The organism is Embleya sp. NPDC059237 (assembly GCF_042754105.1).
Lineage (GTDB): Bacteria > Actinomycetota > Actinomycetes > Streptomycetales > Streptomycetaceae > Embleya.
Window position 1 is genome coordinate 1 of record NZ_JBHZAE010000026.1, and the last position, 14,341, is coordinate 14,341.

The following is a 14,341-nucleotide window of genomic DNA, read 5'->3' on the forward strand; positions in this document are numbered from 1 at the left end:
CTCGTCACAGCGGCCGTTCCTGTTTGCTTCGTTACCAGACATTTCGAAGCTTGCAGGGCGGCCGCACTGCTGTCCGCCAAACGCACAAACCCCGGCAAGACCAACCTTGCCGGGGTTAAAGATCAAGCTGAGCACCTATCGAGCAAGGGGAGTTCCTGCCATGCCCACCCAAGACGCACCGTCGAACCACCCGGCATCCATAGTCAAGCTACCTATGTCGAGCCGAGCGCCGGCGCTGGCCCGCGTTCATGTTGTCGGCGTATGCCGTGCGGTTGGCCTGGATGACGAGCGGACCGACACGGTGATGCTGGTGGTCTCCGAGTTGGTGACCAATGCGGTGAAGCACGTCGGTACCGGCATGGTGACCCTGGAGTGGATAAAGCGCGACGACCAGCTCCTCATCGGCGTTGGGGACGACGCACCCCATCGCTCCTTGTGTATCGATTCGAGCACCGACACCAACAGTGAGCACGGACGCGGACTACGGCTGGTCATGACGCTGGCTCGGCAGTTGGTCGTGCTTCGCGGTGACGGGTTCGCGGGCCAGGCTGCCCAAAAGATCATTCGTGTCGCCTTCGACTGCCCCGAGCGCATAGAGCCCGTGAACAGAAACCACCTCGCACACGGCGTTGGAGTCGATTCCCATGCAGGAACGACCGAAGCCTTCCGCTTCTCCCGTCTCCAAAGCGGTCATCGGATACAAGTCGCCTGAAGCACCGCCGTCATAGCGGATGACTTGGGACCACCGTAGCTGAGCGCCTGTTGAACCCGACCTGGCCACTCACGACCAATCCGCCAACTCCGTGGCCTGGAGAGCAGCAACCACGTTGGTCGCCCGAAACCCCGCCGAAACAAACAGTCCTGACGGACCGTCACCCCAATGACTCTCGCGACCTGCGCCGTTTGCGGTTCAGGTAGCGAGTCGGCCGCCAGGAGCCCGGGATTACCTTCCTGGCGGTCACCCAACCCGCCGGCCCGTAATCGGCGCCACGGCGGTGGCACCGCGATCCGGAGGTCACCGCCATCGGCACTGCCGCCCCCGTGCTCTGTGGACGAGACAGAGCACGGTGGGTCGCGGCTCCTCACAAAGGCGTGAGGATGCGCCCGCCCCGGACCGGGGGGCGTGGGCGGGGCCGGTGCGGGCGGTGCCGCGGTTCCCACGCGCACCGCCCGCACCGACACCGGGATTTTGCGTGCCGCCGCACGCACCCGTTCCCCGGCCATCTCCTGTGCCGTCGGTGCGTTCGTCCCCCACCCGCGAACGCACGCCGGGCACCGGCCGGGCCGTCGTCCACCTCCCCCTGGTGGACGACCGGCGGGCGCCACGGCCCACCGGAACGGCCGTGGCGTCCGCCGTACTTCGACCATCGATCCGTCTGGAGCAAGCCATGAACGAGCCCGACCCGCCGCAGACATCCGGTGCCAGGAATATCCGGGCGGCACGCAACTCCCCGCTGGCCACGATCCTCGCCTTGTTTCCCCGACTCCGGGAGTGGGCTTCGGACGGCCTGCTCGACGCCCACGTAGCCGCGGTGCGGTCCGACTACGACGAGCAGTGGCTGGGCAATCTGGCGCCCTTGGAGTGGGAGACGTCCGTCCCCACCGTGGGCATCGATCCGGCTTACCTGGGCCCGGCCGCCGAGGCGATCGGGCGGCTCGACGGCGCGTTTCATCGCGCTCTCGTGTTCGAGCCGACCACCGACGGCGGAGCCGTCCTCGCGCGGGCGCGGGACGGGGGATTCGTGGTGACGCTGGAGGTGTTCGCCGACCAACGCCGTGGCGACCTCGAACGGGCCACTCGTCGGCGGGCCGGCACAGGGAGTCGGCAGCCGCTGATTCCTGCGGCCGATGTCGAGAGGGTCGTGACCATGGCCCCGGGGACGGTCGTCTGGTCGCTCGAGCCCAGGGACGCCCGCGTCGACGACACGGGTGCCCCCTGGTTGGTGGGGTGCGGAGACGCCCCGTCCTACGGGCCGTTCGGAATGAACCTGGCCGACGTCGTCAGCTGCCTGGGCAGGTACAGGCCCTCCTGTGCGGTGTTGGGCGACGCCGTGGACCACTACAACAAGGGCTTGGCGGCCGTTCTGGATACCGGTGCGCCGTACCTGACCGAGCCCAGGTTCGCGGTGCTGGTGGAGATGGCCGCGACCGGCCCGGTCAGCAACTGCGTCGGCAAGCCGGAGCAGTGGGCGGCGGTACGGCCCGAAGGGTTCGCGATGCTGGTCCGGTTGGGCCTGATGAACCTGCGGGCGTTGGGGAGCGGCTCGTGAGCGGCCCGCGCGCGGCCGTGCCCGATGTGGAGGTCAGCAGGTACCCGATCCGCGGGCAGGAGCGCCGTCACCTGGGCGACTCCAAGCAGTATTACCTGAGTGTCCCGGGCACGGGCGGCTGCACCCACCCCGTCACCGACGTCGTCAGCCTGACCCCGGCAGAGGCAGAGGCCGAGGCGGCCGTTCTCGGGCTGCTCGCCACGTTCCCGATCGCCGATGCCAACCGGGTTGCCGCCGAACACCTGGCCCGTTTCCCCGCCACGTTGCGGGACGCGTCGCCGGACGGCGACGCGTTGATCCGGGTCGCCGTCCAGGCCGTGCGCCTCGCGGACGCCTTCCCCGCTCCCGGGCAGCGCCGCCGGTTGCGGGGAAGGCGTCCGCGACGCTCGGTACGGTCCCGGCCGCGGCATCGGACGGCGGCGCGCGGTGAGGACGCCTTGGGCCCGTGCCTACGTTCCACACCATCCGGTGTTCGTCCCGAACGAGACGTTCCGCCCGTTCACTCCGCTGGCCCACTCGGTCACCGTGTTGTGTGTGGCGCATCCCGCCACCCCTGTCGTGTTGACGTGGCGTTTCAACGTCTTCGACGCGACGGGCCTGCCCATGGTCCTGACGGAGCCCCGGCACCTGACGCGCCCGCAGGCTTTGACCCTGTTCCGGCACCTGCGGGATTCGCTCCTGGGCGCCGGCTTCACCCCCGATGAACTCGGAGGCGCCGCATGATCGTCACCGCACCGTCGAATGCCGTCGCCCCGCCGTTTCGGTCGAGGAGCCGGCCCGGCTCGCGCCCCCGGCGGCTGATCGCCATCGAGGGCGGGCCCGGGTCCGGGGTGACGGCCGTCGCCGCCTGCGTGCACCGGGAGTTGGGCATCACGACGGTGCCGTGTCCGGACCCCCGGTTCGTGGACCTGTCCTGGGAACACCCCACCATCGCCAACGGGACCCGCACCATGCTGTGGCGGGCGGCCCTGCGCTGCGTCACCGAGCATCCGCACGTGCTCGATGCCCCCGGCGAGGTGCTCATGGCCGGCTACACCGTCACTGCGATGGCCGCCTTCCTCACCGATCTCGACCCGGACACCGCCGACCCGGACGAAGAGACGGCCAGGCTGCAGCGTCATCTCCCCCCGGCGGACCTCACCATCCACCTGTGTGTGAGCTCCGACGAGGCGATCCGCCGCCTGGACGCCGCCGAGAACCCGACCCCGCGCCATCGGGGCATGGTGGCCTTCAGGCACTTGCTCGTGGATCGCCTGCAAGCCCAGACCCGCATCGCAGCGGCTTTCCCGGGCCCGGTCGTGGACACCGACCACCGCAGCGTGGAGGACGTCGCCGACACCGTGACGTCCCTGATCTGTGGGACAGGTCCCGCCCCTGCCTGAACGCCCGCCCCGGTCGGACGGCGGGCGTCGGCGGCGCACTCCTGCGACGCCGTGCGTCGCGCCCATGCGCCCGCCCGTGTCCCGTTCCCCGACGTCTTTTCCCCGCCGCTCTTGTCCACCGCTTCGAGAGGACGATCCGCGTTGTCACCGTGCACGCCCCGCCCCCGCTCCGGAACCCTCCACGCCGGCGCGGGCGCCCTCGCCCCGGTCGCCGTCCTCGGACGGTGCGGCGGCATCGTCTCCGGAATCGCGGCCGTACACCCGGCGAACGATGGACACCCTCCCCGGGACCGCCCGCCGCACGTTGACCCGCCGACCCCGCCACCGGCGGCCTCGCCCCGCGTCCCATATCTGCCGGTGCCCGACACTCTTCCCGTCCCCGTGTATCGTCCGGCGCGGTGGTCATGAGCTTCGCCAAGAACCCGAAGCGCACCGGCCACCGCAAACCCGCGATCCCGGTCCCCTACGTCAGCACCTGGAGCGGGGAGATCCGCGACGACCGCGATCTGCAGGTCGACACCCTCGGCATCTCCTACCTGCCGCCGCGACCCACCGACCGCGACAACCGCGACGTCCTGTGGGCCCGCTACTCCTCCCGACCGGGCCGCGGCCGCCCCGACCTCGGACTCGTCCACCCCCAACGCCAGCGCAGAGCAATGGAACTGCTCCTGTGCCAGGTCTCCGGAAAACCGGCCGACGTCGACGAACGGGGCGTGCTGTGGCTGCTGGAGGACCGCCGCGACGACTGGGCGGAGTGGCCGAACGGACTGGAGACCACGCATCCGCCGATGTCCCGCGCGGGCGTCGAACCATCCCTGCGATGGTGCCCGCACCTGCGCCGCGGGGCAGTGACGGTGCGCGTCGCGGCATCGGTGGTCACCGGCGTGTACGGCACGCTCTGGAGCATCGACCCGCGTACCCGCACCACCAGTTCCACAGCGAAGTCCCTGACGTTCGATTCACCCCTCCTGCCCTGGATGCAGGCCCGCCAACTGGTCCGCACCCTGCACGGCTGCACGATCGTCAACGACGAACCGTAACCGTCCCACCCACAGGGCCCGCGTACTTCACCGGATACGAACACGCTGCATCCCCGGCGCGGCGCACCTCGCCGGCCTCCGCCGCCACGCAACGAACGCCACGGGCAAGCGCCCCATGTATCCACCGCGCCACGATGATCTCCTCACGCCGGCGGGAGTTGGGAGTTCTCCCTCCTGTCCGACCTTTCGGTTCCCCGCAACGAAAGGGCGGGAAGGCCCATTACCCAGGAAAGGGCCCAGAGGGTGACATCACGTCGAAACGCATCGCCGGGGCGCCGAGCCGGGACATGCTGTCCGCATGCCCCACCGCCTCGCCGAGGAGCACTCGTGACGGTCACACCGACCACCGACCATCCCGCCTGGTCCACCGGCCCGACCGGCTCGCGTGTACGCCTGCTGGACACCGGATCCGGCCTGTGGCTGGCCATGTTCGACCCGGGCGAGGGTCTGCGGCTGGACGTCGTCAGCGGCGAGGACGACCCCAAGCCCGCCGTCACCGTCACCGAACCGGATGAACTACCCGCAGTGCCGAAGCCCTTGAGCACCGCGTTGAAGAGCCTGGGCACGGTGGTGCGGATCCCCAACCCATCTCTGTGGGAGGCGATCAGTACCGCGATCCTGCGCCAGGTCGTTCGAGCCGCGCAGGCCCGCAAGATCCATCGCGCCTGGTGTACGGCCCACGGCCTCGTCGTGGAGACCACCGCGGGCCGCTTGTCCACCGCACCCGGGCCCGAGACGGTCCTCGCGCTGCCCGAGGAAGCGTTCAAGAACGTCGGTGCCCTGTTCCACCGCACCGCGCTCCAGGCCGCCGCGCACGCCTATCTCCAACACGGCGACCGGTGGCGGACCCTGCCCGCCGGCGCACTCGTCGAGGCGTTGGACGAGGTCCCGCGCATCGGCCCGTGGACCGCCGCCGCGGCCGCGGCGGACTTCACCGGCGACTTCTCGATCTACCCGCACCACGACCTGGCCGTCCGCACCTGGGCCCGCCGCATCGCCCCGGATCATCCCTGGCCCGCCACCGAGAAGGAGTTCGGCACCCACTGGCGCCGATGGGCCCGCACCGACCGGCAGTTGCACGCCCTGACGCTGTTCACACTCACCTGGGGGACGTCACATGCCGAGCAACGGCAGTACGGAGGCACCACGGCACAGCACTGACCTCATCGCCGGAGCCGACCCGACACGGACCCTGGACGCCGTGTTCGTCAACGCTCCCCTGCGCGACTACACCGTGCGCCCACGCGTCAACGACTACACCCTTCCCGTACTCGGCATGGCCTACATCGCCACCTACGCCCGGCACGCCGGCCACAACGTCGGCCTCCTGGACGCCGAGGCACACGGCCTGGGCATCGACGAGAGCGCCGCGATCGTGAACCGGGCCCGACCACGCTGGGCCGGATTCAACCTCCTCGCCCCCACCTATGCCCTCTCCGCCCGCATCGCCCACGCCCTGGACCCGGACATCAAGATCATGGTCGGGGGCCATCACGCCAAGGCCATGCCGGGCACGGTGCTGTGCGATCCGCGCTTCGAACGACTGACCGCCCTGGTCCTGGGCGAGGGCGAAACCCGCGTCGCCGCACTGCTGGACGACCACACCCGCCGCGCCGCACTCCCGCAGGTGATGTGGCGCGACCCCCACCGAGACGCCATCGCCGTCGGATCCACCGTGGCGACCCGAGCCCCTGGCTGTCCCCGGACGTCGAGCAACTCCCCCTCGTGGACCGCACGTTCCTGCCCCAGGATCCCTACCGGGCGGCCGACGGCCGGGTGGAGGCCAACATCGTCGGCTCGCGCGGCTGCCCCTACGACTGCGGCTTCTGCGGCGCCGCAGTCTCCATGAACCGCGACCTCACGATCCGCACCCGCACCCCGACCGGCATCCTCGCCGAACTGGACCACCTCAACGCCCGATACGGCGCGACCGCGTTCCGGTTCGTCGACGACCTGTTCCTCGGCGCAGAACGCATCATCCGCACCGCCATGGACGCCTTCACCGCCGACCACACCGGCGAACGCTACGTCTGGACGCCACCGGCCGCATCAACGTCCTGCACCGCCTCGACGACGCCATGCTCGACACCCTCGCCGCCAACGGCCTGCGCGAGGTCGCACTCGGCATCGAATCCGGCTCGGACCGAGTCCTCGCAATGATGGACAAACGCATCACCACCACCATGACCCTCACGGTGGCCCGCCGCCTGATGGAACGCGGCATCGACGTCAAGGGCTACTTCATCCTCGGCTACCCCGACGAACACACCGCGGACCTCACCGCGACCGTCACACACATCGAACGCCTGTGGGCCCTGTCCGACCGTCTACCCGGCACCTTCCGCGCCTCGGTGTTCGAGTTCCGCCCCTACCCCGGCTCACCCGTGTGGAACCGGCTCGTCCAGGCCGGCCACGACCCCGACCGCCTGCAGGCGTACGAAGACGTGGACCTGACCGACGACGGCGCCGACGAAGGCATGCGCCAACGCGACGAGTTCAACTTCTCCGTCGGCATCGCCTTCTCCCAAACCCCCCTGCCCACCCTCCGCCGCCGGCTCGCCGACCTCACCCGCCGCCAACACGCCCGCACCCACCCCCCGACGGACGCCCGATGAACGCCCGCGGATACTTCCTGACCGTGGACGGCCCCGGCGGAGTCGGGAAATCCACCACCGTCACCGCGATCACCCACCGACTGCGCGAAACCGGGCACACCGTCCACCCCACCACCGAACCCTCCGGCAACGCCCTGGGCATCGCCACCCGACGCCTGGCCCAAGAGGTACGCGGCACCGCCCTGGCCCTGCTCGTGGCCGCCGACCGACACCACCACCTCGACACGGAAATACGCCCCCACCTGGCCGCCGGCCACACCGTGGTCTGCGACCGCTACCTCGCCTCCAGCCTCGTCCTCCAACGCCTCGACGGCGTCCCGGGGGACTTCATCCGGGCCATCAACACCGGCATCACCAGGCCCGACCTCGCCGTCGTACTCACCGCCCCCGCCCCCACCATCACCCGACGCCTGCACACACGCGGATCCCACCACCGCTTCGAGAACGACCCCGACAACGTCGCCCGCGAACTCGACCTGTACGAACAAGCGATCACCATCCTGCGGGACATGGCCATACCCGTCCTGCGCCTGGACACCGACACCTTCACCCCCGAGAGTGCCGCGACCACGATCGCGCACACCGCCGCGATCACCTCGGCTACGGTCGCACCCGACCCCGTTCCCCGAACCGAACAGAGACAATGACCCACACCACCCCCGTCGTCGACGTACACCTGATCCTCCGCGACGGAGACAAGATCCTCCTGTCCCAACGCGGCGGCCCCTACGGGTACGGCCGATGGCACGCCCCCTCCGGCAAACTCGACCCCGGGGAGACACTGACCGCGGCCACCGCCCGCGAGGCATACGAGGAAACCGGCGTCGTCGTCGACCCCCACGACCTCCGCCTCGTCCACACCGTCCACCACCACCAAGGCGACGACGCACCCGACCGCATCGGCTTCTTCTTCGAAGCCACCACATGGGAGAACGAACCCATCAACCGCGAACCCGACAAATGCCTCCGGTTGGCGTGGTTCGCCGTGCACGATCTGCCCGAGGACCTGATCCCCTACCCGGAAGCGGGACTTCGCGCCTACCTGCACGGCGACACCGGCATCACCATGCACGGCTGGCCGCATCCGGCGAGAACCACCCCGGGAACCGAACCACCAAGGCCGGATGCGTCCGGGTTCGGCCGGACCGAACGGTACTTTTCCGGTGGAAAGGCGTAACCGATCCGAACACGCCAGTGCAACACACGAAACGCGTGCGGCGGTCCGGCCGTCACGGCCGCGGTCATCGAGCTTCGGCGTCGAGCCTCGCACCGTGGACGCCGTGAACCGATCGATTCGACAACGGCATGACCCGGCCGCCGAGGCCATCGCCCGCGGCGCGGCCGGCGGGGAGGAGGAGCTGTTCGGCGGCGAACCCGCGCGCAGTCATGGTAGCCCCAGCCGTTTTGCCAGTGGTCGACCGCGTGGATGCATGCGAGGGCGTCATCGTCTCAGGGGAAGCCCGTTCGTCTTCCTTGAACGACTTTCGGAGTCCCGGAAGAGACTCGGTGCGTGTCAAGCCCTGGAGGTGCGATGCGAGTTCCAATGTCGGGCGAGCCACGCCCGGTGATCCGCATGCAGGGCAATGTGCACGGCCTGTCCGTGCAGTGATGCATAGCACGGCTGCTTCACGAGGTAGGCCGAAAGGTCGAGTACTCCGGTCTCCGGGTCGACGCAGATGTGCCCGAGATCGAAGAGACGATGGACATCACTGCGCAGGAGCAGGCCTCCGTGGTCGTGGTGTCGTCCTTCCTTGGCGAAGCTGTACAGATGTGCCGCCTCGAGCACCAGGGCCGGAGCGGGGCCGGTGAACGCGCAGATCTCCCCTTGCGTGGTCAGGAGCCTTGTGCGGAACCGGGTTTGGCCTTTGCGTACGCGTACGATCGCTTTGCCGTGACCTCCGGCAATGGTCTCGATTCCGTCGCCGACGATGCGCATCTCGGCTTGTCGGCCGCGGGACTCGATGGCCGCCCTCAGTGCGTCCCAACGCAGCTCGCGCAGGCTGAGTTGGGAGCGTTCCTTGACCGTGAAGGTCCGCAATTCCTCTGCGTTGAACAGTCCTTCGAGGTCCACCCATGCCGCCGCGTAGCGGGCCTGATAGTGCGTCACTCGTCTTTTCACGACGAGGGGATCGTCGAAGGGCTGGTGGCAGCCGCGGCAGCCGAACGGATGACTGCCGGTCTTCAGGCGATATACGTCGTTCGAACGGCATGTCGGGCATCGGTTCGAATTCTTCTCGACGTCGTCGACGACAAGGATCTTCTCGATGACGGAGACGCCCAGCAGGACCTTCGAGTCCCACAGGACGATCACGTCGTCCTCGGCGAGGGCTTTCGAGTTGCCGACGGTGCTGTCCCAGCTGTAGTACTCGGACAGTTTGTCGTCGTAGCCGTCGTTGCTTCCCGTCGAGCGATCGCTTCCGCGCGCCAGACACAACCATGCCGCCGTCAACACAGCCTCCGATCACACCCGGGGAATCGATTCCGTCGGCGGCAACATAGCCCACGCCTGTGACAACGAGGTCCGCGTTCGCCCGAGTTGGCGGGTCACGTACCCGGGAGATCCCCCGTTCGCGCACGGCCGACCGTCGTGCGCTGCTCCGCGGGCTGCGAGCGGGGGAAGCATCCCCGTGTACGCAGACGTGCGTCAGTCGGGAAGCCTCGGGGGCATCGGCTGGAGTCGGCCGTGTCGGCTCCGGGCGCCCCGCGCGTTGCGGTGGTGGTCGTGGAAGTGTCGTGCGCGTGCGTGGGAGATCAGACGCAGGCAGTAGACGGGTTCGGTGTACGTGGGGGCGTGGGGTAGGCGGTGTTCGCCGTGTGGGAGTTCGTCGAACATCGGAGGCGGACGCGTCGGCAAGGGCGGCGCGCAGGGGTTCGGCGGCGGGGGTGCGGGTGTTCTCGGGCATGGCGGGGGCCCTGTCTCGACGGTGTGAGCGGGGTCCTCCGCCGGGAGTGCGCGGCGCCTGGCCTACGCGGTGGTTCCAGGCTTGGCTCCATGGACGCTCTGCTTCGCCTGCTGAGTCGAGTCGCCTTCCCCCCGGGAGTGTCGGGACATGGACCGCCAGCCGGGACGGCCAGCAACGCGTGCCACCCCGGGCAACACACGCCGCTTCCCCGCGGTTCTCCACGCCACGCCGGACATCGGTGGCGACGGGCGGTCATTCCGACGGCCTCTGCGTCCGAAAGTCGACTTCGGTGGTCAGTTCCGTCAAGCACCGCGCAGATCATCGCTGCCAACCTTCTCATGCCCGTTGGCGGCGGTTGGTGGGGGTAGATCTCCTCGTCGACCCCTTCGTCGCGTGCCAGGAGTCCGGTCGACCCGTAAAGGGGAGGCCGCACGGGCACAGTATCGGCAGGTGGCGGACCGTACTCTCCACCTGGACCGTGTTGAGCGGAAGCCTCGCACCGGAGCGTCCATTCGAGTGTCGCCCACTCCATCGGGGCAAGGGTCACACGATGCGTGTCGGCGGCGCGAGGCCGCGTATCGGTGATGGGCCTCTGTCGTGATCCGACGGAGACCCATATCCGATTTCGGTGGTTCCGATCAGTAGGAGAGTCGACGCTCAGTAGATTCCGATGACGTAGCTGGTCCAGCCGTGTTCGCCGATGTTGATGCCGGGTTCGAGTGTCGTGGGTTGTCCGGCGTAGTAGTAGAGGATGCCGTCGTTTCCGGCTCCGCCGGGTCCGGTCGCGAAGATGTCGGGTGTTTCGCTGCCCGGGGTGGGTGTCCATACCCGCCCTTGCGGTTCCGACTTGACCGTGCCCTGGTTGTTGCCGGAGGAGGCGAGCAGGGGGCGGTTGGCGGGATTCCAGCCTGTGGCGCCGTAGACGGTGCGGGTGCCGATTCCGTAGCTGTCCTGGCCGGTGGGTCGGGTGCCGGGGTAGAGGATGAGCTTGCCGTAGTCGGCGTCCGTGCTGTTGTCGGAGCGCAGGCGGCCGACGAGGTCGGGGATGCCGTCCCCGTTGATGTCGCCGGGTGCGATGACGTCGTAGTTCGTCCAGCCGCCGCCTGCCACCACGGTGCGTTTGTTCAGGTCCACGCCGCCGTTGGGGTCGCCCGGGTACAGGTACAACTCGTTGCCGCCTTCGATGGTCAGGAGGTCGGGGTATCCGTCTCCGGTGGCGTCGCCTGGGGTGAGGATCTGCAGTCCGGCGGGCCAGTTGCCGCCGCCGGGGTGGGGGATTTCCTTGCGGGTGTAGGGGTCGGGGATGCCCGTGCCGGTGTTGGGGTAGAGGATCAGCCGGTAGGTGCCGTCCGGTTGGGGCAGGGCGGCGAAGTAGTCCTCGAAGCCGTCGGGTGGTGCGAACTGTGTGGTGTAGGGGCCGGTGAAGTCGCCGCGGTGGGCGAGTTTGACGCCGGCCCACCCCCAGCCGATCTGGTATCCCTCGCCCAGGGGACGTTCGGCGATGCCGGGGTACAGGCGCAGGATTCCGTCGTTGGAGATGGTGACGACGTCGGGTCGGCCGTCGCCGTTGAGGTCGCCGTTGCGGTCGTCCCAGTCGCCTGTGTCGATGGAGTCGACTCCGGTGACCCAGTCGACGGGTTGGGTCTTGATCGTGACGGCGTCGCCGTCGGCCGGGACGGTGGCCCAGTCGAACTGGTGGTCCAGATCGTTGTTCCCGACGTCCAGGAGCGAGCGGTTTCCCGCCTTGTCGTACGCACGGACGTATAGACGTGACTCGGGGAATCGGGCCGGTGTGACGGTGATGTCGGCGATGTAGTCGGCGGTGTCGGTGGTGTCCGGGTCGGGTCGGGCGTCGACCGTTACTCCGCCTTCGCAGTCGCCGTTGCCCGTGGACAGGTGTCGGTTCAATTGGAAGCAGAACGAGACGATGCCGACGTTGTCGCGGGCTCGTAGGCGCAGCAGTCGTGGTGTGCGTGCGGGGAGTTCGGCGATGTCGATGCGTTTGCCGTCGATGGGGGTGACGGTGGGTTTGGTGGGTGCGCTCTTGTCGACGGTGAAGCCGCAGTGGTTGCTCCAGCCGGTGTCGGCGATGGTGTCGGAGCCGTGCACGATCCATTTGTAGCGGTGGCCGTCCTGGAGGGCGGCGATGGGGATGGTGACGTGGGCGAGGCTGTTCTGGGCGACTTCGACGACGGGGTCGGTCACGCCGCCGCCGGCGTATTCCCAGACGGAGAAGCCCACTTGGACGTTGCCGCCGTCGGGATCGGACACGCGGGCGGTCAGGGTGAGGTCGGTGTTGCCGATGGTGGGCCAGGTCGCCGGGTCGGCGTCACAGCGGAGGTTGACGTTGCCGGAGCCGTCGGGGCTCCACGGGCTGAGCCACGCGGAGCTCTCCTCCAGCTGGGGCGGCCGGTTGTAGGTGACTTCCAGGTAGGGGTTGTTGGCGAATTTCTTCCAGGTCAACGGGTCCTTTCCGGTGGCTCCCGGGGCCCGGAGCCCGAGGGTGATGTTCTCCCAGTTGCCGTTCGCGGCCTGCTGGACCGCGTCCTTGACGTCGTCGGCGTTGAAGTCCTCCCCCGCCGGGGTGCATCCGGTGCCCCAGCCGTGTGCGAAGTTCTTCGTCTGGAGCGTTCGGATCCAGGTGGGCCGGTTGTTCCACGTGGTGGCCGCCGTGATCGGATCGGTGAGGCCGAGTTCGACGGAGCGGGCGGTGCAACTCCACGACTTCTGGTTGAAGACGTTGAAGTTCGCGGAGACGATCGTCGCGCCCGCGAGGCCGTCGGTGTTCAGCTCGAAGTAGGACTCGGCCGTACCGTAACTGCGTGCGGTGGAGTCGTTCTCGTAGCCGACCCGGGCCAGCTTGTCGTCGAAGTGCTGACCGTTCCAGTAGGACGTGGACGCCGCGCCGGCGTCGTTGTCGCGCTTGTAGGCGATGGTCCAGTCCTCGCGCCAACCGTCGGAGAAGACCGGGTCGATGATCACGGGGAAGACCGTGTCCGCGGCGGTGAGCAGCGCGGCATCGGGGGTCAGCCTGAGCGCGCCCGACTCGACGGCGACAGCCACCGGCACGGCGTCGACAGGCGCCTCACGGGACGGCGGGCCGTCGTTCGCGGGCGCCGTGAGCGTACTGCCGGCCGTCTTGGCGGTGGGAGTGTCTCCGGAGCGGCCGCTGTCCCACATCGCGGGGGCCGGAGCCCGGAAAACGACCTTCCCGGCCGCGTCTTTCGCGGTGAGGCCGCCCTCCGGTGAGGCGGCCAGTTCGAGGCCTTCGACGCCGTAGCGAATGTGCTCGAGCGCGGGATTGGCGGCGGCATCACGGGATTTGACCACCACGTGCTGCGTGATGCCGTCGACGTCGGCAATCAACTCGAGATCCACCCCGGGCAAAACCTCGGGATACGTCGCCGTCGACCCGTTCAACACCGGCTTGGGCAACGCCGTCGGCCACGACAGCGAGAGACTCTTGCTGTCCTTGGTCATGGTCGCCAACGCGTCCCTACCACCCGCCGAGAACGAGATCGGGAAGATCGGGGCGGCGGGCCCGACACGACCATCGGGGCCGATGCGCAGCGTCGTGTCAACCGGTTGCCAAGAGCCGCTGATCCGGGTGCGTACCGGTCGCAGGTGGGTACGTCGTGTGGTGGTGCCGTCGGGATTTGCCCACTTCTCGCCGTTGAGAGTGCGCTCCGTCTCGATCTCGATCGGGTGCCCGGACTTCTTTGCCTGTGCGTAGGCATCCGATGCCTCTGAGGAATTCAATGCCGTGGACGCCGCTTTGGGCGGTGGTACTTCGATGGCTTGGGCAACATTCATGCCGCAACTGGCCCAGACGGCCAACAGGGCGACTGCCGTCGAGCCCCTGCGTACGGCGCGTCTGCGCCGGTATTTCGCGTGCACGAATTTCCTCCTCCAGCCGATGGCGGGCATCCACACCCACGCAATCGCCGCAGCGTAGCGACTACCTTCGGATCTCTCCGAGGTGTGGGTGATTTCTCCCCCAAAAGTACTTACTAACCGTTTGGATTACATTTATTAATCCTTGTTACCGTTTGCCATCTCGATATTTACGCGCGGACGAACGGCCACAAGAAAAGGTTGCCTTTCCACGGTGGACCGCTCTTTGCTAATTTG

Annotated in this window: 13 protein-coding genes; 11 read left to right on the forward strand and 2 right to left on the reverse strand. The window is 68.5% G+C overall.

Annotated features, from left to right (window positions below; genetic code table 11):
* The 11 genes from ACFXKZ_RS47285 to ACFXKZ_RS47335 all read left to right on the forward strand — a co-directional run.
* A partial coding sequence (locus tag ACFXKZ_RS47285) for an ATP-binding protein (RefSeq protein WP_380012841.1) occupies positions 1 to 712 on the forward strand: 712 nt, incomplete at its 5' end.
* Positions 713 to 1,388: 676 nt separating this feature from the next.
* Positions 1,389 to 2,270: a hypothetical protein gene (locus ACFXKZ_RS47290; protein WP_380012844.1), complete on the forward strand. Its 882-nt coding sequence runs from the start codon at positions 1,389 to 1,391 to the stop codon at positions 2,268 to 2,270.
* 468 nt (positions 2,271 to 2,738) lie between these two features.
* On the forward strand, positions 2,739 to 2,993 hold the full coding sequence (locus ACFXKZ_RS47295) for a hypothetical protein (protein ID WP_380012847.1): 255 nt from the start codon (positions 2,739 to 2,741) through the stop codon (positions 2,991 to 2,993).
* Positions 2,990 to 3,652, forward strand: a complete 663-nt coding sequence (locus ACFXKZ_RS47300) for a hypothetical protein (RefSeq protein WP_380012849.1) — start codon at positions 2,990 to 2,992, stop codon at positions 3,650 to 3,652. The genes ACFXKZ_RS47295 and ACFXKZ_RS47300 overlap by 4 nt, the downstream gene beginning before the upstream one ends.
* A 404-nt stretch (positions 3,653 to 4,056) precedes the next feature.
* Positions 4,057 to 4,692, forward strand: coding sequence for a hypothetical protein (locus tag ACFXKZ_RS47305; protein ID WP_380012852.1), 636 nt, complete (start codon positions 4,057 to 4,059; stop codon positions 4,690 to 4,692).
* Between the two features lie 327 nt (positions 4,693 to 5,019).
* Complete coding sequence (locus ACFXKZ_RS47310) at positions 5,020 to 5,853, forward strand: hypothetical protein (RefSeq protein WP_380012855.1); 834 nt, start codon at positions 5,020 to 5,022, stop codon at positions 5,851 to 5,853.
* Positions 5,854 to 5,893: 40 nt separating this feature from the next.
* Positions 5,894 to 6,541 carry a cobalamin-dependent protein gene (locus ACFXKZ_RS47315; protein ID WP_380012858.1) on the forward strand — a complete coding sequence of 216 codons (648 nt, stop codon included), beginning with the start codon at positions 5,894 to 5,896 and terminating at the stop codon, positions 6,539 to 6,541.
* Positions 6,538 to 6,852 carry a hypothetical protein gene (locus tag ACFXKZ_RS47320; protein WP_380012861.1) on the forward strand — a complete coding sequence of 105 codons (315 nt, stop codon included), beginning with the start codon at positions 6,538 to 6,540 and terminating at the stop codon, positions 6,850 to 6,852. The genes ACFXKZ_RS47315 and ACFXKZ_RS47320 overlap by 4 nt, the downstream gene beginning before the upstream one ends.
* On the forward strand, positions 6,771 to 7,307 hold the full coding sequence (locus ACFXKZ_RS47325) for a radical SAM protein (RefSeq protein ID WP_380012864.1): 537 nt from the start codon (positions 6,771 to 6,773) through the stop codon (positions 7,305 to 7,307). The genes ACFXKZ_RS47320 and ACFXKZ_RS47325 overlap by 82 nt, the downstream gene beginning before the upstream one ends.
* Complete coding sequence (gene tmk, locus ACFXKZ_RS47330) at positions 7,304 to 7,954, forward strand: dTMP kinase (protein WP_380012867.1); 651 nt, start codon at positions 7,304 to 7,306, stop codon at positions 7,952 to 7,954. Before ACFXKZ_RS47325 ends, tmk begins: the two co-directional genes overlap by 4 nt.
* Positions 7,951 to 8,484: an NUDIX domain-containing protein gene (locus tag ACFXKZ_RS47335; RefSeq protein WP_380012870.1), complete on the forward strand. Its 534-nt coding sequence runs from the start codon at positions 7,951 to 7,953 to the stop codon at positions 8,482 to 8,484. The genes tmk and ACFXKZ_RS47335 overlap by 4 nt, the downstream gene beginning before the upstream one ends.
* Before the next feature lie 336 nt (positions 8,485 to 8,820).
* Here ACFXKZ_RS47335 and ACFXKZ_RS47340 read toward each other — a convergent pair whose 3' ends face one another.
* Entirely contained in the window at positions 8,821 to 9,756 is a 936-nt protein-coding gene (locus ACFXKZ_RS47340; protein ID WP_380012873.1) for an HNH endonuclease, read from the reverse strand.
* A gap of 1,111 nt (positions 9,757 to 10,867) precedes the next feature.
* Positions 10,868 to 14,107: an FG-GAP-like repeat-containing protein gene (locus tag ACFXKZ_RS47345; protein WP_380012876.1), complete on the reverse strand. Its 3,240-nt coding sequence runs from the start codon at positions 14,105 to 14,107 to the stop codon at positions 10,868 to 10,870.
* Positions 14,108 to 14,341 lie beyond the last annotated feature (234 nt).